Here is a 16684-nt window from a genome sequence, read left to right on the forward strand (position 1 = left end):
GGGCGATCCGGTCCTCTGGTGGGCTTATGTCGAAGGCCGAGACGAATTCCGGTGGCGGCGCTACGATTGGCCGCGCGACGAGGCGACGGAAGCCGTGTGGAGGCGATGCCCGCGGGGCTGAGCCGCCCTTCCCTCCCTGTTGAGCCGCTCTCGCGCGCGCCGCTCAAGCTTGCCTCTCGGGCAACCTCCGGGGCCCGGCCGAGTTCAGCCTCCGGTGGCGCACAAGCGGGACTCGCGCGCGCGCCTGACCAGAGGAGAGAGATGATGCGCTTGTCCGGCCCGATCGCCGCCGCCTCGCTGCTGCTGACCGCATGCGGCGGCGCCCGGGATGATCCGGCCGAGGCCAACGGCGCCGCAAATGCCGCCGCGCCGGTCGCGCCCGGCGCTCCGGTGCAAGCCCCCGCCGGCGCGCGCTGGGACCTCCAGTCGAGCGGCGAGGGCGCCGCGCTGGCGCTCGTCTCGGCGTCCGGCGACACCACGGTCCGCTTCTTCTGCCCGTCGGGCGCGAATCGGCTGCTCGTCAACGTTCCGGCCTTCCGCCCGGTCGGCAGTGAGGAGCGGCTCTCGTTCGGCAGCGGCGGCGAAGTCGTCGCGCTCGTCGCCGACACGCGCGGCGATGCGGCGCGCGGCGGCGTCACCGGCGCCGGCGCGGTGCCCGGCAATCTCGCCGCACTCATCGCGGGCCCCGTCGCGGTCAATTACGGCGCGCAGAACAGCGGGCCGCACCACGCCCCGCCCGCCGACCTCGCCCGCGCCTTCGTGGCCGCCTGCGGCGATGGCGCCGCCGGCGCCGGTCCGCCCTCCCTTCCGCCCGCGACCGTGGCGGGTGCCGGCGCCTGCTTCATGCAGGGCAGCGAGCGGCTCCGGCTGGCGCCGCTTCGCGCGATCGGCACCGAGCCGTTCTGGGGCGCGCGGATCGAGGGGCGCTGCGTCACCTATTCGCATCCGGAGGACCAGGCCGGCACCCGCGTCTGGACCCGCTACACGCCCACCGCGAACGGGAGCGGCGGCACCTGGTCAGGCGCGCTCGGCGGCCAAAGGTTCGAGCTCACCACCCGCGCCGCGCCGGGCTGCTCCGACGGCATGTCGGACCGGCGCTATCCGATCGCCGTCGATCTCCTCGTCGGCGGCGAGCGGCGCCAGGGGTGTGCCGTGCCGCTCTGATCGCACATCGCGAAGAAAATACTGTCCTACAGCGTTCCTTTTCTGTTCTAGGCTGCGCGATGAACGACTCAGCCGGCCTCGCCCCGTATCGCCCCGCCCGCGCGGCGGCCCGCGCGGCGGCGCTCCTTGCGGAGCTTCAGACCCCCGCGCGCCCCCTCTTCGGGGCGGTATGACCCCCCCGTTTCCGTGTGACATTCGTGACATTCGTGACATTCGTGCGCTCCGGAGCGCCCCGGCCGCGGCGCGGCTTCATCGCCGCCCATGGCGAGTGCGCACATTGGGACCTTTCGCGGAGAAGGAGCGGAGGCTCCTGGCAAGTCTCAACTTCCTCAACTTTCGTCACCCTTGCGCAGCGGACACGAGCGGGTATCCGTGCGCGATGACCTATGCCAGGGACGCCACCGGCCCCTTCTACCACGGCACCCGCGCCGACCTCAGCGTGGGCGCGCTGCTCGCGCCCGGCTTCGCTTCCAACTATCAGGAGCGCAAGCTCTCCTGGATCTATTTCTCCGGCACGCTCGACGCCGCGATCTGGGGCTGCGAGCTGGCCAAAGGCGAGGGACCGGAGCGCATCTACATCATCGAGCCGACCGGCGCGTTCGAGGACGATCCCAACCTCACCGACCAGAAATTCCCGGGCAACCCGACTCAATCCTACCGCTCGCGGGAGCCGCTGCGGATCACTGGCGAGGTGACGGAATGGGAGAGCCACAGCCCCGAGCGCCTCAAGGAGATGAAGGACTTCCTCGCCCGGCTGGAGTCCGAGGGCGATATGCGGATCATCGACTAGGCTAGGGAAACATGCGCGCCCGCAATCCGCTTTATGTCGTGGCGAAGCCGCCGTCCGAGGTCGGGGCGCGGATCGCCGCATTGCCGCGCAACGACGCGGCGCGTGGCCCCGAGCTGCTGCACGTCACCCTGCTCTCGCTGTTCGATCTCCATTACGCGCCGCCCGAATGGCTTCCCGCCATGATCGCCTCGCTGGACGCGTTCGAGGGCCACAGCTTCCCACTCGCCTTCGACCGGATTGAGAATCGCAAGGCAGTGACGTTGCGCACGCGGGCGCCCCTCTCCGAAGCGCGGGCGTTCCAGGCGGCTTTGGTCCGCCATCTCCTCGAGCGCCGCGCGCCGCTTATGCTCGGCACGACGCCCGAACCGCACCTGACGATCAACTATCGCGGCGACCGGCTGGGCTCGGCGAAGATCGAGCCGATCGGCTGGATCGTCGATGAAATCCTGCTGATCGAAAGCGTCGTCGGCAAGACCACCCATATCGAGCATGGCCGCTGGCCGCTCGCCGGGCCGGCCTGATGCCCCATCTCGCCCATGTCGCCCTGATCGTCCGCGATTATGACGAGGCGCTCGATTTCTACGTCGGCAAGCTCGGCTTCATCCTCGTCGAGGACAGCCCGGTGCCCGAGCAGAACAAAAGATGGGTCACGATCCGCCCGCCCGGCGCGCCGGATCGGGCGACGACGATCCTCCTCGCCCGCGCCGCCACGCCGGAGCAGGCGGCGTTCATCGGCAACCAGTCCGGCGGCCGCGTCTTCCTGTTCCTCGCCACCGACGATTTCGCGCGCGATCACGCCGCCTTCACCCGCGCCGGCGTCGAATGGGTCCGCCCCCCCGCCCTCCACGCTTACGGCAAGGTCGCCGTGTTCAAGGACCTCTACGGCAACCTCTGGGATCTGGTGCAGTTCAGCCAAGAACGATGAGCAACCACACCGACATCGCGACCCGCGTCATCCGGCCCGCCCCGCCCGCTTCCCGCCCGCGCCGCCGCCATGCTATCCGTCGCGCGAAAGGAGGCCGCCCCATGCGCGCGTTTCGCCCGTTCGCCGCCGCCGGCGCCCTGCTTCTCACCTTGGCTGGAGGCGCGATCCTCGCGGCGCAGCCGGACAGCCGGCTGACCCGGCAGCGGGAGGTAAGCGGCTGGCTGGTCGAGGAGGTCGCGGAATCGGACGGCGGCAGCATGGTACGGATGAGCCGGACCGCCGGGGGCGCCCGCCTGCAGTTCTCGGCCGTCTTCTGGCGTGGCAATCATGGCCGCATCCAGGCCGTGCTGGTCGAGCGCTCCGACTGCACCAACGGCGAGGAGATCGGCCGGCACGTGGTGCTCGAGGCGCCGGCGCTGCGCGCCTTGTTCGCGGCCGCGCTCGAGGATTGCGCGGTGTCGCCGCGCCGGATCGAGGCGGCGCTCGCCGGGATCGAGCCCGCTTATGCGCTGGCCGCGGCCTGGGCCGACGAGGCGGCGGCGGCGACCGCCGCGGAAGCGCAGGCGATCGCCGATTACGGCAATTCCGGGGACACGATCTCCGATTGAAGAGGATGCCCCCGGCCACTAGCCTTTCAGCCACCCCTGGGCGCTTTCGCCACGTTCAGCGCCGCCGCTGCCCGCACCAGCGCTTTCAGCGCCTCGCTGTCGATCTCCTCGCCCTCCCGGATATCGATCGCGCGGCCCGTGTTGCCGCCGAGGCTGGAGTTGAACAGCCCGGCCGGATCGGGAAGGTCCGCGCCGCGCGCGAAGGTGAGCTTCACCTTGTCCCGATAGGTCTCGCCCGTGCAGATCATGCCCGCATGCTCCCATACCGGCACGCCCGCCGGGTTGGTCGGCTTCCTCCACTTCACCGTCTCGACCACCTCCGGTTTCGCCTCCCGGATCAGCGCGCGGACCCGCCCTAGCGCCTCGCCCCGCCAGTCCCCGGGCCCTGCGATCTTCGCGTCGATCTCCGCCGAACCGCTCATCCTTCTCTCCTCACAGCTTCTCGCCGGGCAACCGGCTCGCCTGGGTCACCCAATCCGCGAACCGGGTTTCGTCCAGCTCCTCGCCCTCGTGGACATGGGAATAGCGGACATCCGGATATTTGGATTTCTCCGGCGGCGCCGGCTCGAGCGACGCGCCCTGGAAGAAGGTCACCTTCACGTAGCGGTCGAAGCCATGGAAGCTGAGGAACCAATGATCCGGCGGCGCATCCGGCGCGCCATAGAAGGGGGAGTTCCACTTCACCGCCTTGCGCACGCCCGGCACGGCCTTGGCGACGATCGCGTCGATCCGCCGCCCGACACCCTGCTTCCACTCCGGCATCGCGTCGAGATAGGCTTTGACCGGCGCCTCGCCATAGCCCTTGGGAATCTGCGGATTGCCGCCGGAAAGCAGGACGGGCTTCCTGGTCATTCGCTTTTACTCCGGTGCGCCGGCCAGCCGCGCGCCGCGGCGCCGGATCACATAAGGCTGGAAGAACATGTAAAGCCCGGTGAGCATCAGCAGGAAGAGCGGCGGCAGCGGGAGGAAATAGACCCATTGGGCTGGCTGCTGACCCATGCCCAGCAGGCCGAAAATGGCGACGACGACGACCACGAAGACGATCGACGTCCAGCGATGGAATTGCCTGATTCCCTTGCTCCAGTTCATCTCAGATCTCCTCAGTCGATCCGTTCCAGCAACTCATGCAGGTTGGTGAGGAACTTCTGCCAGCCGAATTTGGCGCCGCCGAGCGCCTGCTTCTGGTCGGGCCGGAAGCCCGCCTGCTCCATGCGGAGCAGGGTTCCCTCGGGGGTCGGCGTGAGCGTGAAGGTGACCACGCTCTCCAGATTGTAGGCGGATCCTCGTGCGCGAAGTTCCAGCTATAGGCGAGCGCGCGGCGCGGCTCCACGTTGAGCACCTCGCAGTCGAGCACGCCGCCCCAGTCGCCGCGCAGGCTGAAGCTGTGGCCGACGGCCGGCGCGAAATCGTTCCGCATCAGCCACTCCTCGATCAGATGGGGCTGGGTAAGCGCGCGCCACAGCTTCTCCGGCGGATGCGGGAATTCGCGCTCGACGACAACCGTGCGCCGCTCCTCTGCCGGTTCGGTCACTGGTCCATCCTCCTCAGCAAATCCTCGAGATCGTCGAAGCGCGCCTCCCAAAACCCCGCCATCCGTCCGGTCCAGTCGACAAGCGGCGCCAGCGCGCCGGGCCGGGCGCCGTAATGGGTCTGCCGCCCATCCTGCCGGTCGCGCACCAGCCCGGCGCGCTTGAGCAGGCCAAGGTGCTTCGATACGGCGGGCTGCGAGACCCCGGCCTGCGCGGTCAACGCTCCGACCGTCAGCTCGCCCTCGCGGCAGAGCCGCTCGAACAGCGCCCGCCGGGTCGGATCGGCAAGGGTCCGGAAGAGCATGTCCTGTGCTTCGGCCATGTGATTCACATAACTCACTGGTTATCGATTTGTCCTATAACCATGGAGTTATGCGTTCGTCAAGAGCGGCGGCGCTCGCCCTGCGGCAAGCGGCGAGCACTAGTCCCGCTTTATATTTTCTCCTTCCTGTCTAGCCGGTTACCTACAAACTCTGGGGGGAGGCCGATTCGATGCGCATGAAATTGTGTGCCGCCACGCTGATCGCGGCGGCCTTGCCGTTGCAGCCTGTGCTGGCTCAAAACACGATTCTGGCGCCGACCGGATCCTCGCCGCCGCCGGTCCCGGCGCCGCCGCCCGCGGACCCGAACGACGGCCCCGAAGAGATCGGGCGCGATGCCGCCCGCGATCTGCGCGATACGCACTTCTACAACCGCCCGGGCGCCACCCGCGCGCAATATGATGCGGACTGGCAGGAGTGCCGGCTGATCGCCCGGGGCTCCCGCACGCCGGTCAACGTCGGAGGTTTGGACGCACCCGCTCTGCAAGGCTCAACCATCCTCAACTTTTCTGCGGAGACCTTGGACGGCTCGCAGAAAAGGCCTCACTCCCACTCGATCGTTCCTGGCGGCTTCGACGTATAGTCATAGACCACCCGGTTGATGCCCTTGACCTCGTTGACGATCCGGGTGGCGACGCGGCTGAGGAAAGCGGCGTCGAAGGGGTAGATGTCGGCGGTCATGCCGTCGGTCGAAGTCACTGCCCTCAGCGCGCAGACATGGTCGTAGGTGCGATAGTCGCCCATCACGCCGACGGTCTTGACCGGCAGCAGCACCGCGAAGGCCTGCCAGATCGCGTCGTAGAGGCCCGCATTGCGGATCTCCTCCAGATAGATGGCGTCCGCCTTGCGGAGGATGTCGCAGCGCTCCTTCGTTACCTCGCCGGGAATGCGAATGGCGAGGCCAGGGCCCGGGAAAGGATGCCGCCCGACGAAGGCTTCGGGGAGACCGAGTTCGCGGCCGAGCGCGCGGACCTCGTCCTTGAACAATTCCCTGAGCGGCTCCACCAGCTGCATGTTCATCCGCTCGGGCAGGCCGCCGACATTGTGGTGGCTCTTGATCGTCACCGAAGGCCCGCCGGTGAAGCTGACGCTCTCGATCACATCGGGATAGAGCGTGCCCTGGGCGAGGAAATCGGCGCCGCCGATCTTCGCGGCTTCCGCCTCGAAAATGTCGATGAAGGTCTTGCCGATCAGCTTGCGCTTCGCCTCGGGCTCGTCGAGCCCGACGAGACCGCCGAGGAACTGGTCACTCGCGTCCACATGGACGAGCGGGATGTTGTAGTGATTGCGGAACAGCGAGACGACCTGCTCCGCCTCGGCCTGACGCATCAGCCCGTGGTCGACGAAGACGCAGGTCAGCTGATGCCCGATCGCCTCGTGGATCAGCACCGCCGCGACCGCGCTGTCGACCCCGCCCGAAAGGCCGCAGATCACCTTGCCGTCCCCGACCTGGGCGCGGATGTCGGCGAGCTTGGTCTGGCGATATTCGGCCATCGTCCAGTCGCCCGGCAAGCCGCAGACGTGGCGGACGAAATTGGCGAGGAGCTTCCCCCCGTCCGGCGTGTGGACGACCTCCGGGTGGAACATCAGGCTGAAGAAGCGCCGCATCTCGTCGGTCGCCACCGCGTACGGCGCGCCCTCGGAGGCGGCGACGACGCTGAAGCCTTCGGGCAGCGTCTCCACCCGGTCGCCATGGCTCATCCAGACCTGGTGGGTCTCGCCCTTGTGCCAGAGGCCGTCGAACAGGACGCTCTCGCCTATGATGTCGATATAGGCGCGGCCGAACTCGCGATTGTCCGACGGCGCGACCCGGCCGCCCAGTTGGTGCGCCATGGTCTGCTGGCCGTAGCAGATGGCGAGGATCGGCAGGCCGGCGTCGAAGAAATGCTGCGGCGCACGGGGGGAATCGTCCCACATCACCGAGGAGGGCCCGCCGGAGAGGATGATCCCCTTGGGTTGCAACCGCGCGAACGCCTCGTCGGCGCGGTTGAACGGCGCGATCTCGCTATACACCCCCGCCTCGCGCACCCGCCGCGCGATCAGCTGGGTCACCTGGCTGCCGAAATCGACGATGAGGATGGAGTCGGTGGGGTGGAGCGTCATGCCGGGGCGATAGGAAGGGGTCTTGTCCGTGTAAAGCCAAGTCGCCCACCCATTCCAGCGGAAGCTGGAATCTCCCTGCCTCGCTGCGTCCATTCAAGAAAATGGGATTCCAGCTTTCGCTGGAATGACGGATTCGTGCGGTGAACAGTTAAGCAAGTGCTAAACTATCTTGCCAATCGGAAATCGTCGCGTTAGTTAAGCCAATGCTTAACGATTCGAGCCTCCTCGACCGCACCTTCCAGGCCCTCGCCGATCCTACGCGGCGCGGGATGCTGGCTCGGCTGAGCCGGGGCCCCGCATCGGTGAGCGACCTCGCGCGGCCGCTGCCGATGAGCCTCCCCGCCGTCCTCCAGCACCTCCAGGCGCTGGAAGCGAGCGGATTGGTGAGATCGGCGAAGAAGGGCCGCGTGCGCACCGTCTCGATCGAGCCGGCGGCGATGGGCGCCGCGGAAAGCTGGTTCGCCGAGCAGCGCGCGCTCTGGGAAGCAAATGCCGACCGGCTCGAGACCTTTCTCGCAACATTGCAAGACGAAGGAGAAGACTGATGAGCGACAAACACGATCTGGTGCTGGAACGCACCCTCGATGCCCCCCGCGATCTCGTCTGGCGGGCCTGGACCGATGCCACGCTCCTGAAGCAATGGTTCGCGCCCAAGCCCTACGAGATCAGCGAGCTCGAGCTGGACCTCCGCCCCGGCGGGATCTTCCGGCTGCGCATGGTCGGCCCGGACGGCTTCGACACCGGCCACGGCAATCCCGGCTGCGTGCTGGAGGTGATCGAGGGCGAGCGGCTGGTCTGGACCAGCGCGCTCGCGCCCGGCTACCGGCCGGCCGAAGCGGGCGAGGGCTGCGAATCCTTCCCGATGACGGCGATCGTCACCATGGCCGATGCCGGCGACGGCAAGACGCTCTACCGCGCCGTCGCGCTCCACCGCAACGAGGCGGACAAGGCGACCCACGAGGCAATGGGCTTCCAGGAAGGCTGGGGCAAATGCGCCGAGCAGCTCGAAGAGCTCGCCCAGGGCCTCGCCGCGACGGCATGAAGCCGCGCATCACCCTCGTCACGCTCGGCGTCGACGATCTCCCCCGGGCCGTCGCTTTCTACCGCGACGGCCTGGGCCTCGCGACCGAGGGGATCGTCGGCACCGAGTTCGCGCATGGCGCGGTCGCCTTCTTCGCGCTCGAGGACGGCCTCAAGCTCGGCCTCTGGCCGCGTGCGAGCCTCGCCCACGATTCCGGCCTGCCGGTCGGCCCGCGCAGCGCGACCGAGTTCGCGCTCGCCCACAATGTCGGGTCGAAGGACGAAGTCGACGCGGTGCTGGCGCAGGCGCACGCCGCGGGCGCCGCGCCGGTCAAGCCGGCCGCGGACACCTTCTACGGCGGCTATGCCGGCTATTTCCTCGATCCGGACGGCCACCTCTGGGAGGTGGCGTGGAACCCGGCCTGGACCGAATAGGCCGAGGGGACCGGCGGCCCCCTCGGTGAGAGCTCAGCAGTCGCGGTCGATCTCGCGGCCGACGAGGGCGCCGATCAGGCCGCCGACGATCGCCCCGCCGGTGCCGTTGTCGCGATAGCGGCCGTAGCGGCCGCGGCCGTCGTTGCGGTCGATCGAGCGGCCGATGAGGGCGCCCGTCGCGCCGCCGACGATCGCGCCGGTGGTGCCGTCGCCGCAGCGATAGCGGCTGCGCGCGTAGCGGCGCCGGTCATAATAGCGGCCGCGGCCGTAATAGTCGCCGCGCCGGTAGCGGCGGCGGCTGTCGCGATACGAACGGCGATCATAATAACCGTCGTCGTAATAGCCGTCGTCATAATAGCCGCGGTCGTAATAGCCGTCGCGATAATAGCCTTGCGCCTCGGCGGCGGCGGGCAGAGCGACGAAGGCGGCGAGCGACGCCGCGGCGCCGAGCAGAATCTTCCTGAGCATGAATACGGGCTCCCGAAAAACATGGCTGGGGCGAGATACGCCGCCCCGACCAGGACCTTTTCATTCATCCCGCCTGAGCGGTGGATGAACAGCTCAGCGCCCGCCCATCTCGCCCGCCGCCGGGACCTCGAGGCCGGTGAAATGGGCGATGAAGGCGTACATGTCCGAATATTCCTCGATCTGCTTGTCGGTCGGCTTGCCCGAGCCGTGGCCGGCGCGGGTCTCGATGCGGATGAGATGCGGCCCCGGCCCGAGGTCCGCCGCCTGCACCGCAGCGATATATTTGAAGCTGTGGCCCGGGACGACGCGGTCGTCGGTGTCGGCGGTGGTGACCAGCATCGGCGGGTAGCGCGTGCCCGACCGGAGGTTGTGATAGGGCGAGTAGGCGCGCAGGATCCGGAAATCGGCCTCGCGATCCGGATAGCCGTAATCGTCGACCCAATAGCGCCCGGCGGTGAAGCGGTCGAAGCGCAGCATGTCCATCACGCCGACGGTCGGAAGCGCCGCCGCGAACAGGTCCGGCCGCTGATTGAGCACCGCGCCGACGAGCAGGCCGCCGTTCGAGCGGCCTTCAATCGCGAGCTGGCGGTTGGTCGTCACCCGCTCGCGGATCAGATATTCGCCCGCGGCGATGAAATCGTCGAACACGTTCTGCTTGTTCGCGCGCCGCCCGGCGTCGTGCCAGGCTTGCCCATATTCGCCGCCGCCGCGCAGGTTCGCGACCGCGAGGACGCCGCCCATGTCGACCCAGGTCATCCACTTGGGCTGGTAGCGGGGCAGCTCCGGCGCGTTGAAGCCGCCATAGCCGTAGAGCAAAGTCGGCTGCGGCCGGGTCCGGTCGAGATCGCGGCGGTGGACGAGGAACATCGGAATCCGGGTGCCGTCGCGCGACTGGTAGAAGACCTGGCGGACCTCATATTGGGCGGGATCGAACTCGAGCTGCGGTTGGGCGAAGACGCTGCTCTCGCCGCTCGCCGGGTCGTAGCGGTAGATTGCGCCCGGCAGATTGTAGCTGGCGAAGCTGTAGAAGGTCTCGGTCGAGCCCTGGTCGCCCTGGAAGCCCGCGGTGGTGCCGATCCCCGGCAGCTCGATCGTGCCGAGGCGGCGGCCGTTCAGATCGAAGGTGCGCACCTCGCTCTTGGCGTCGACCAGATAGGTGAGGATCAACCGGTCGCCGACGATCGAGGCGCCGCGCAGCGTCGCTTCGTCCTCGGGAACGAGCTCGCGGATGGTCAGCTCCGGCTGCGCGATATCGGTGGCGACGATGCGCTGGCGCGCGGCGCCGTTGTTGGTCTGCCAGTAGAAGGTGTCGCCCGAATTGCCGAGATAGGTCCAGTCATGCTCCATGCCCGTGATCAGCCGGCGCGGCTGGGCTTCGGGGCGGGTGAGATCGATCAGGGCGATCTCGTAGCGGGCATCGGTGCCCTCGCTCGAATAGACGATCAGCCAGCGTCCGTCCTCGGAGACCTCGCCATTGTTGCTGAGGCGCGGCCGGTCGGGCGTCGCATAGACCAGCCGGTCCTCGCTCTGCGGCGTGCCGAGGCGGTGGAAATAGATGACGTGGTTCTCGTTCAAGGACTGGAATTGCGCGCCCTGCGCGGGCTCGGGGAAGCGCGAAGAGAAGAAGCCCGAACCGTCATGCTCCCAGTCGAGATTGGAGAAATTCACCCAGCGCACCTCGTCCGAGGTGGGCTGGCCGGTGGCGACGTCGAGCACACGGACGGTGCGCCAGTCGGTGCCGCCGTCCTGCACCGAATAGAGGAGATGATGGCCGTCCTCCGACGGATCCCATTCGGCGAGCGCGGTGGCGCCGTCGGCCGACCAGGTGTTGGGATCGATCAGCATCCGGGGCGTGCCCTCCAGCCCCTCGCGGACGTAGAGGACCGACTGGTTCTGCAGGCCGTCGTTGCGGGTGTAGAAATAGCGGCTGCCGGCGCGCTCGGGCAGGCCGAAGCGCTCGTAATCGTACATCTGCGTCATGCGCGCGCGGAAGGCGGCGCGCCCGGGCAGGGTGGCGAGGAAGCGGTTGGTGACCTCGTTCTGCGCGGTCACCCAGGCCCGCACGCGGGGATCCTCGCGCACGTCGTTCTCGAGCCAGCGATAAGGGTCCGCGACCCGCTCGCCGAACTGCTCCTCGACCACATCGCCGCGTTCGGTCGGCGGATAGGCGAGCGGGGCCGAGGCCGGTTGAGCGAAGGCGGAGGCGGCGGCGAACGGCAGGAGGAGAGCGGCGAAGAGGCGCATGGTCGATCGGACTTTCGCTGTGAAATGCGGGAGCGCGCCGAAATGTAGCAGCCGGGATCGGCCTGTCAAAGCTGACATACTTGACCGTTCGGCTTGGGCCATCGTGTCGCCTTTGTCAGCTTTCGCCGAGCAGCGGGCCGAGCCGCTCGGAAGCAGCACGCACCGCGGCGGCGTAGGCCGGATCGCGCTCGACCCGGTCGGCGACTCGGTCGAGCCGGGCGAGGCGCGCCATCGCGCCGGAAAGATCGTCGCGCTGGATGTAGCCGACCAGCCGCCCGCGATAGAAGCGCGGCACCCAGAGGGTCTCGATTCCAGCCGGCGCGGCGCCGACCCGCCGGGACGCCCAGGCGGCGCCGCGCGCCTGGGCGGCGAAGGCGACGGCCGCGTCCCACGCGGCGGCAAATTCCTCGGCCCCGGCCCGGCGCCGCAGCGCACAAGCGGTCTGCCGCGACCGCCCGAGCCGCCGCGCCGCCTCGTCCACCCCCGCCCCGCGCGCGAGATCGAGGACGAAGCGAAACTGGAGATCGGGCGACCAGCCGTCACGGCGCGAGCGGACGGGGACCGGGGCGAAGCGGAGGAAGGCGGGGAGCCCGGGCAGGCCGGGCGGCGCGGGGACGGCGGGTGAAGGCATGCTGCGGCTCCTCGAGTCGGGGCGAACCGACCAGCTTATGCCTGAGGAGCGGGGTTGTAGGAAAGAGATTTGTTCTCGTCTTGTTCACGTTTGCCGTGCAAGCAACCACCCACTGCACCCAGGCGCGTAGCCGGGGTCCCGTACGCCCGAGTGCATAGTTAACGAGCTGGCAACCAAATTCGATCAAATGGGGCAGGATGATCGGAGTTCGCGCAAAGGCATTCGTGGACAGCATCCGCGATCGGTGGTCGGCACGTTCGCCCGAGATGGTGGCGTCGCAGCTGAGAAACGCGTCCGGTAGCTATCCGCTCACCTTTCTCATCACGCTGATCGTCACCGCGAGCATCGTTGCCTTATTGTCCGATCGGCCCCTCTTTCAGGGCGTCCTGTACGCGGCGCTGTTTCACGCCGCCGTCAGCACGGGCACCTTGCTTAAATGGATCGTCGACAGGAAAACCAACTGGCGCGCGGCGGCACCCGTTCGACAACTCGGACTACTTTGTGTTCAGGCGGCGTTCGTTTCGCTCGGGTGGTTCACCTTCCTGTCCGTCGCCGGGGCGGCTGCCACCCTCGATCAACAGATCATCATCACGACTGTGATGGCAGGTGTCATCGCGGTCGGCGCCCTGCGCTATTCGACGGTGATCGAGGCCAGTCTCGCCTTTCTCGCGGTGGCGGTAACGGTTTCCGCCGCATACGCATCCTTCTCTGCGGTCACTTGGGAAGTGTTTGTCTTCCTGGGCGTCTTCATCGTCATGCTGGGTCGCAGCGTCGTCGCTCACGCAAGGCTGTTCGAGCAGCAATTTCAAGCGGGGGCCGATCTGGCGCAGGCGCGTGCCGACCAGGCCGTCATGGCCGCGAAGGCTGAGCAGGAGCACTGGCGGCTGCAACATGCCTCCGCGGAAGCCGCGGCGTCGGCCCAGGCAAGGGCGCAGGAAGCACGGAAGGCCGAGTTGCATGGACTGGCTCGTGATTTCGAGCAGTCGATCCTGCACATCGCGACCGCTCTTGCCGCGTCGGCCGAACAGACAAGGAGTTCAGCTCACCGGCTTGCCGAGAATGGCAGCCAAACGCGAGATCAGATCGCCGACGTCGCCACCGAGGCACAACGCGCCGATGTCGGCGCGACGGAACTTCTCGAGTCCACCGCCGAACTGATCGGGCTGCTCACCCAAATCCAGCGCGACCTCGGGACGCAGGAGCAAGCATCCGGCGGCGTCCATCAGATCCATGGGGCGATCAGCCAGCAATTTTCAGCCTTGGTCGAATCCGCGCGCGATGCCGAGACCATCGTCGGCACCATCGCAGACGTCGCTCACCGCAGCAATCTGCTCGCTCTCAACGCGACGATCGAGGCCGCGCGCGCGGGTGAGGCGGGACGAGGCTTCGCGGTGGTCGCCGGCGAAGTCCGATCCCTCGCCAACCAGACTGCCTCTTCGACAGAGGATGTCCGCAGGAAGCTGGAGTCAATGACCAGGGCGGTCAGGGACGCGTCCGAGCTGATCGACTCGATGCAGTCGGGCTTCGGGGAGATGGCGGCAGTGTCGGCTTCGGTTTCCGACGCCATTCGCCGCCAATCGGTGGTCGGGGACGCCGTTCAGCGGTTCGCGGACAGCGCCGCTTCCCTGGTTCAGCAAATCCAGGCCGCGGTGCTGTCTGCCGGGGTCGCTGCCGGTGAGGCTGCCGACCTGTCGGGCGACGTCGGCGATGCAACGAATCATATGGCCGCCGAATCCAATCGCCTCGTGGAGGAAACCCGGGCGTTCCTTGCTCGGGTGGCGTGATCGCGGACCAGGGCCAGCCGCCTGACGGTGTCGGCCAGCGCCTCGGGCGTGGTCACTCGCGCGCCTCAGATGAAGATAAAATCCCCCGCGTCGAGGACGCGCGGGTTGACGCCTTCGAGCAGGATCGAATCGCTGCCGTCGCCCCAGGTGATGTGCGTGTCGCGGCCGACGCGGGTGATGAGGAGGTCGGAGAAGTCATCAACGCCCGCCACGCCCTCGAAGCGGATCGTGTCCTGGTTGTTGCGGAAATCGGTGATCCGGTCGTCGCCCGAATCCGGGCCGAAGGCGAAGATGTCGCGGCCCTGGCCGCCGGTCAGCTCGTCGTCGCCGCCGCCGCCGTTGAGCGTGTCGTCGCCGCGGCCGCCGTCGAGCACGTCGTCGCCGGGCGTCAGCGCGAAGACGGCGGCGATGTCGGCGAAGGTCGTGATCGGGCCGGAGCCGCCGAGGCCGTGATCGTCGATCAGGACGCGGCCGTCGCCGTAGAGAATGTCGTCGCCGGTGCCGCCGATCAGGATGTCGTTGCCGAGGTCGCCGGCAAGCAAATTGTCGCCGCCGTCGCCGGTGAGCGCATCGTCGTGGATCGAGCCGGACAGGTTTTCGAAGCCTGACGCGGTCATCAGGCCCTGCTCGCTGTCCTGGGCCGCGCCCTGGAGCAGCAGGCTGAAGGTGACGCCGTCCGCGCTGATGTCGCTTGAATTGCCGAACAGCGACAAGGTGTCGATTCCGGCGCCGCCGTCCAGGCTGTGGGTGCCGGCGCCGACCTCGACGAGGTCGTTGCCGCCGCCGGCCGAGATGACGTCGTTGCCGGTGACGCCGCTGCCGTCCGAGCCGCCCCAGAGCCAATTGTCGCCGTCATTGCCGGTCAGCACGTCGTCGAAGCGGGTGCCGGTGAGGTGCTCGATGCCGACCAGGATGTCGAGGCCGGCGCTGCCGGTGTCCTGCGCCACCCCCTGGATCGCCAGCGAGACGGTGACCCCGCCGACCGCGCCGATCGCGTAGGTGGCGCGGTCCCAGCCGTCACCGCCGTCGAGCTCGTCATTGCCGGCGTCGCCGCGCAGGAAGTCGTCGCCGGCGCCGCCGTGCAGCTTATCGCCGCCTTCGCCGCCGCGCAGGAAATCGTGGCCGTCGCCGCCGAACATCAGGTCGTCGCCCTCGAGGCCGAACAGATTGTCATTGCCGTCGAAGCCGAAGATTTCGTCGTGGCCGGGGGTGCCGAACAGATCGTCGTCACCAGGGGTGCCGTTGATGATGGCCATGATCGCCTCCCGTCAGGCCGGCGGCGCCGCGAGGTCGCGGTCAGGGACTCGGCCGGCGGGGCGAAGATAGCCGAAAAGAAGAGCGCAACAAAATCAGCGTGGTAAAAGCGGAGTTAATCAATGCACCTCGCGATTCTCGACCTCGCCTTTGCTGGCGAGCGAGAAGCGGGGCTCGACACGGCCGAGCCCGCCCAGCACCAGGTCCGCGGCATAGCGCCCGACCGCGGGGCCGTGCTTGAAGCCGTGGCCGGAGCCGGCGCCGACGATGGTCACGTTCTCCCACGCCGGGTGGCGGTCGATCAGGAGGTCGCCGTTGGCGCTGTTCTCATATTGGCAGACCCGCGCCTCGTTGAGCGGGCGATCGGCCATGGCGGGGAAGCGGCGGGCCATATAAGCGCGAACCTGGGCCAGCATTTCGGGCGAATAGGTGCGGTCGCCCTGGTCGGGATCGGCCTCCGGCCCATGGCGGTCGAAGGCGATCTTGAAACCGCGCGCCTCCATGTCCGGCATGCCGTAATAGAGATCGCCGCCGTTGAAATCGGCCCAGCCGGGCATCGGCCCGGGCTGGAAGCGGGCGTCGCCGGGCGGCGGGGCGAAGAAGAACACCTCCTGCCGCGAGGCGCGGATGCGGCGCGCGAGGATGTCCGGGAACAGTCGCGGCAGCCAGGGGCCGGCGGCGAAGACGAAGCTTTCGGCTTCGATTCGGGTCCCCGCGTCCGTCCGGATCTCGCCGAGGCGTCCCGCACCGGCCAAGGGCGGCGCGACCCGGGCGGCGACATAGTCCCCGCCCGCGCGGACGAACTCCAGTACCAGCGTCTGCACAGCGCGGCGCGCCATCAGCACGCCGAAATCGGGCTCGAACAGGCCGAGCTCGATGCCCGCAAAGTCGATGCCGGCGAAGCGGCGCGCCATCTCCGCCGTATCGAGCATTCGGGTCGACAGGCCGAGCCGGCGATGCATCTCCATCGCCGCGGTCGCATAGGGATGGGGGGCGCCGAAGAAGAAGAGCACGCCGACGGGGGCGAAGATCGGGAGGCCGGCGCGGTCCGACAGCGCCCGCCATTCGGGCAGCGAATCGAGCGCCATGCGGGTGTAGATCTCGTCCGGGCCGTAGACCGCCCGCGTCATCCGGGATTCGCCCCCGGAGGAGGCGCGGGCATTGGCCGGGCCCCAGGCGTCGACCAAGGCGACCCGCTTGCCCGCCGCCTGCAGCTTCAGCGCCGTCCATACCCCGAACACGCCCGCGCCGATCACGACGACGTCCGGGCGACCGGACTGGCCCAGGACAGGGCCGCCCACCGACGCCGCGACCGCAGTGCCGGCGGCGCCAATCAGCAGCTTGCGGCGCGTGAGATCCGCCATCCCCGATCCTCCCCGTGGCGAGGCCGGAGCTTCGCGCGCGGGGAG

At 68.5% G+C, this 16684-nt stretch carries 21 protein-coding genes and 1 pseudogene; 10 read left to right on the top strand and 12 right to left on the bottom strand.

The window, feature by feature from the left end; genetic code table 11:
* Positions 1–264: 264 nt before the first annotated feature.
* From ACT4N8_RS12890 to ACT4N8_RS12910, 5 genes are all read left to right on the top strand, one after another.
* Positions 265–1164 carry a hypothetical protein gene (locus ACT4N8_RS12890; protein WP_444858526.1) on the top strand — a complete coding sequence of 300 codons (900 nt, stop codon included), beginning with the start codon at positions 265–267 and terminating at the stop codon, positions 1162–1164.
* A gap of 379 nt (positions 1165–1543) precedes the next feature.
* Positions 1544–1954, top strand: a complete 411-nt coding sequence (gene arr / locus ACT4N8_RS12895) for an NAD(+)--rifampin ADP-ribosyltransferase (RefSeq protein ID WP_444858527.1) — start codon at positions 1544–1546, stop codon at positions 1952–1954.
* Positions 1955–1965: 11 nt separating this feature from the next.
* Positions 1966–2475: a 2'-5' RNA ligase family protein gene (locus tag ACT4N8_RS12900; protein WP_444858528.1), complete on the top strand. Its 510-nt coding sequence runs from the start codon at positions 1966–1968 to the stop codon at positions 2473–2475.
* The gene (locus ACT4N8_RS12905) at positions 2475–2879 is read left to right on the top strand and encodes a VOC family protein (protein WP_444858529.1); all 405 of its coding nucleotides are present in this window, start codon (positions 2475–2477) and stop codon (positions 2877–2879) included. Before ACT4N8_RS12900 ends, ACT4N8_RS12905 begins: the two co-directional genes overlap by 1 nt.
* Positions 2880–2980: 101 nt before the next feature.
* Positions 2981–3487 carry a hypothetical protein gene (locus tag ACT4N8_RS12910; RefSeq protein ID WP_444858530.1) on the top strand — a complete coding sequence of 169 codons (507 nt, stop codon included), beginning with the start codon at positions 2981–2983 and terminating at the stop codon, positions 3485–3487.
* A gap of 26 nt (positions 3488–3513) precedes the next feature.
* On the opposite strand, the gene ACT4N8_RS12915 is transcribed toward ACT4N8_RS12910, so the two are convergent.
* From ACT4N8_RS12915 to ACT4N8_RS12940, 6 genes and pseudogenes are all read right to left on the bottom strand, one after another.
* Positions 3514–3909: a DUF1801 domain-containing protein gene (locus tag ACT4N8_RS12915; protein ID WP_444858531.1), complete on the bottom strand. Its 396-nt coding sequence runs from the start codon at positions 3907–3909 to the stop codon at positions 3514–3516.
* A 10-nt stretch (positions 3910–3919) separates the two neighbouring features.
* The gene (locus ACT4N8_RS12920; RefSeq protein ID WP_444858532.1) at positions 3920–4339 is read right to left on the bottom strand and encodes a DUF1801 domain-containing protein; all 420 of its coding nucleotides are present in this window, start codon (positions 4337–4339) and stop codon (positions 3920–3922) included.
* Positions 4340–4345: 6 nt separating this feature from the next.
* Positions 4346–4576: a hypothetical protein gene (locus ACT4N8_RS12925; RefSeq protein WP_444858533.1), complete on the bottom strand. Its 231-nt coding sequence runs from the start codon at positions 4574–4576 to the stop codon at positions 4346–4348.
* An 11-nt stretch (positions 4577–4587) separates the two neighbouring features.
* Positions 4588–4746, bottom strand: a complete 159-nt coding sequence (locus ACT4N8_RS12930) for an SRPBCC domain-containing protein (protein ID WP_444858534.1) — start codon at positions 4744–4746, stop codon at positions 4588–4590.
* A 26-nt stretch (positions 4747–4772) separates the two neighbouring features.
* Positions 4773–5018: pseudogene (locus tag ACT4N8_RS12935) on the bottom strand (SRPBCC family protein); the annotation flags it as partial.
* A complete protein-coding gene (locus ACT4N8_RS12940) occupies positions 5015–5338 on the bottom strand; it encodes an ArsR/SmtB family transcription factor (RefSeq protein ID WP_444858535.1) in 324 nt (107 codons plus the stop codon). The gene ACT4N8_RS12940 and the pseudogene ACT4N8_RS12935, both read right to left, overlap by 4 nt.
* A 170-nt stretch (positions 5339–5508) precedes the next feature.
* Between ACT4N8_RS12940 and ACT4N8_RS12945 the strand changes: the two genes are divergently transcribed.
* Positions 5509–5919, top strand: coding sequence for a hypothetical protein (locus tag ACT4N8_RS12945; protein ID WP_444858536.1), 411 nt, complete (start codon positions 5509–5511; stop codon positions 5917–5919).
* On the opposite strand, the gene guaA is transcribed toward ACT4N8_RS12945, so the two are convergent.
* Positions 5880–7439 (bottom strand): glutamine-hydrolyzing GMP synthase, encoded by a 1560-nt coding sequence (gene guaA / locus ACT4N8_RS12950; RefSeq protein ID WP_444858537.1) that lies wholly within the window; start codon positions 7437–7439, stop codon positions 5880–5882. The genes ACT4N8_RS12945 and guaA overlap by 40 nt on opposite strands.
* 203 nt (positions 7440–7642) lie before the next feature.
* Between guaA and ACT4N8_RS12955 the strand changes: the two genes are divergently transcribed.
* Genes ACT4N8_RS12955 through ACT4N8_RS12965 form a run of 3 tightly spaced genes read left to right on the top strand, consistent with a single transcriptional unit; the run spans position 7643 to position 8894 of the window.
* On the top strand, positions 7643–7984 hold the full coding sequence (locus tag ACT4N8_RS12955; protein ID WP_444858538.1) for an ArsR/SmtB family transcription factor: 342 nt from the start codon (positions 7643–7645) through the stop codon (positions 7982–7984).
* Positions 7984–8481, top strand: a complete 498-nt coding sequence (locus ACT4N8_RS12960) for an SRPBCC family protein (protein WP_444858539.1) — start codon at positions 7984–7986, stop codon at positions 8479–8481. The genes ACT4N8_RS12955 and ACT4N8_RS12960 overlap by 1 nt, the downstream gene beginning before the upstream one ends.
* Positions 8478–8894 carry a VOC family protein gene (locus ACT4N8_RS12965; RefSeq protein ID WP_444858540.1) on the top strand — a complete coding sequence of 139 codons (417 nt, stop codon included), beginning with the start codon at positions 8478–8480 and terminating at the stop codon, positions 8892–8894. Before ACT4N8_RS12960 ends, ACT4N8_RS12965 begins: the two co-directional genes overlap by 4 nt.
* 33 nt (positions 8895–8927) lie before the next feature.
* Here ACT4N8_RS12965 and ACT4N8_RS12970 read toward each other — a convergent pair whose 3' ends face one another.
* From ACT4N8_RS12970 to ACT4N8_RS12980, 3 genes are all read right to left on the bottom strand, one after another.
* Positions 8928–9362, bottom strand: coding sequence for a glycine zipper 2TM domain-containing protein (locus ACT4N8_RS12970; protein WP_444858541.1), 435 nt, complete (start codon positions 9360–9362; stop codon positions 8928–8930).
* A 93-nt stretch (positions 9363–9455) separates the two neighbouring features.
* The gene (locus ACT4N8_RS12975) at positions 9456–11606 is read right to left on the bottom strand and encodes a prolyl oligopeptidase family serine peptidase (RefSeq protein ID WP_444858542.1); all 2151 of its coding nucleotides are present in this window, start codon (positions 11604–11606) and stop codon (positions 9456–9458) included.
* Between the two features lie 115 nt (positions 11607–11721).
* Entirely contained in the window at positions 11722–12237 is a 516-nt protein-coding gene (locus tag ACT4N8_RS12980; protein ID WP_444858543.1) for a helix-turn-helix domain-containing protein, read from the bottom strand.
* 197 nt (positions 12238–12434) lie between these two features.
* On the opposite strand from ACT4N8_RS12980, the gene ACT4N8_RS12985 reads away from it, so the two are divergent.
* Positions 12435–14021 (top strand): methyl-accepting chemotaxis protein, encoded by a 1587-nt coding sequence (locus tag ACT4N8_RS12985; RefSeq protein ID WP_444858544.1) that lies wholly within the window; start codon positions 12435–12437, stop codon positions 14019–14021.
* Between the two features lie 65 nt (positions 14022–14086).
* Here ACT4N8_RS12985 and ACT4N8_RS12990 read toward each other — a convergent pair whose 3' ends face one another.
* Together ACT4N8_RS12990 and ACT4N8_RS12995 are read right to left on the bottom strand one after the other, a co-directional pair.
* Positions 14087–15277 carry a calcium-binding protein gene (locus ACT4N8_RS12990; protein WP_444858545.1) on the bottom strand — a complete coding sequence of 397 codons (1191 nt, stop codon included), beginning with the start codon at positions 15275–15277 and terminating at the stop codon, positions 14087–14089.
* A 117-nt stretch (positions 15278–15394) separates the two neighbouring features.
* The gene (locus ACT4N8_RS12995; protein WP_444858546.1) at positions 15395–16639 is read right to left on the bottom strand and encodes an FAD-dependent oxidoreductase; all 1245 of its coding nucleotides are present in this window, start codon (positions 16637–16639) and stop codon (positions 15395–15397) included.
* Positions 16640–16684 lie beyond the last annotated feature (45 nt).

It is taken from the genome of Sphingosinicella sp., assembly GCF_052387495.1.
In the GTDB taxonomy this organism is placed as follows: Bacteria; Pseudomonadota; Alphaproteobacteria; order Sphingomonadales; family Sphingomonadaceae; genus Allosphingosinicella.

Coding starts and splice junctions, on each gene's coding strand:
- ACT4N8_RS12890 (WP_444858526.1), top strand. CDS start 265: ATGCGCTTGTCCGGCCCGATCGCCGCCGCCTCGCTGCTGCTGACCGCA.
- arr (WP_444858527.1), top strand. CDS start 1,544: ATGACCTATGCCAGGGACGCCACCGGCCCCTTCTACCACGGCACCCGC.
- ACT4N8_RS12900 (WP_444858528.1), top strand. CDS start 1,966: ATGCGCGCCCGCAATCCGCTTTATGTCGTGGCGAAGCCGCCGTCCGAG.
- ACT4N8_RS12905 (WP_444858529.1), top strand. CDS start 2,475: ATGCCCCATCTCGCCCATGTCGCCCTGATCGTCCGCGATTATGACGAG.
- ACT4N8_RS12910 (WP_444858530.1), top strand. CDS start 2,981: ATGCGCGCGTTTCGCCCGTTCGCCGCCGCCGGCGCCCTGCTTCTCACC.
- ACT4N8_RS12915 (WP_444858531.1), bottom strand. CDS start 3,909: ATGAGCGGTTCGGCGGAGATCGACGCGAAGATCGCAGGGCCCGGGGAC.
- ACT4N8_RS12920 (WP_444858532.1), bottom strand. CDS start 4,339: ATGACCAGGAAGCCCGTCCTGCTTTCCGGCGGCAATCCGCAGATTCCC.
- ACT4N8_RS12925 (WP_444858533.1), bottom strand. CDS start 4,576: ATGAACTGGAGCAAGGGAATCAGGCAATTCCATCGCTGGACGTCGATC.
- ACT4N8_RS12940 (WP_444858535.1), bottom strand. CDS start 5,338: ATGGCCGAAGCACAGGACATGCTCTTCCGGACCCTTGCCGATCCGACC.
- ACT4N8_RS12945 (WP_444858536.1), top strand. CDS start 5,509: ATGCGCATGAAATTGTGTGCCGCCACGCTGATCGCGGCGGCCTTGCCG.
- guaA (WP_444858537.1), bottom strand. CDS start 7,439: ATGACGCTCCACCCCACCGACTCCATCCTCATCGTCGATTTCGGCAGC.
- ACT4N8_RS12955 (WP_444858538.1), top strand. CDS start 7,643: ATGCTTAACGATTCGAGCCTCCTCGACCGCACCTTCCAGGCCCTCGCC.
- ACT4N8_RS12960 (WP_444858539.1), top strand. CDS start 7,984: ATGAGCGACAAACACGATCTGGTGCTGGAACGCACCCTCGATGCCCCC.
- ACT4N8_RS12965 (WP_444858540.1), top strand. CDS start 8,478: ATGAAGCCGCGCATCACCCTCGTCACGCTCGGCGTCGACGATCTCCCC.
- ACT4N8_RS12970 (WP_444858541.1), bottom strand. CDS start 9,362: ATGCTCAGGAAGATTCTGCTCGGCGCCGCGGCGTCGCTCGCCGCCTTC.
- ACT4N8_RS12975 (WP_444858542.1), bottom strand. CDS start 11,606: ATGCGCCTCTTCGCCGCTCTCCTCCTGCCGTTCGCCGCCGCCTCCGCC.
- ACT4N8_RS12980 (WP_444858543.1), bottom strand. CDS start 12,237: ATGCCTTCACCCGCCGTCCCCGCGCCGCCCGGCCTGCCCGGGCTCCCC.
- ACT4N8_RS12985 (WP_444858544.1), top strand. CDS start 12,435: ATGATCGGAGTTCGCGCAAAGGCATTCGTGGACAGCATCCGCGATCGG.
- ACT4N8_RS12990 (WP_444858545.1), bottom strand. CDS start 15,277: ATGGCCATCATCAACGGCACCCCTGGTGACGACGATCTGTTCGGCACC.
- ACT4N8_RS12995 (WP_444858546.1), bottom strand. CDS start 16,639: ATGGCGGATCTCACGCGCCGCAAGCTGCTGATTGGCGCCGCCGGCACT.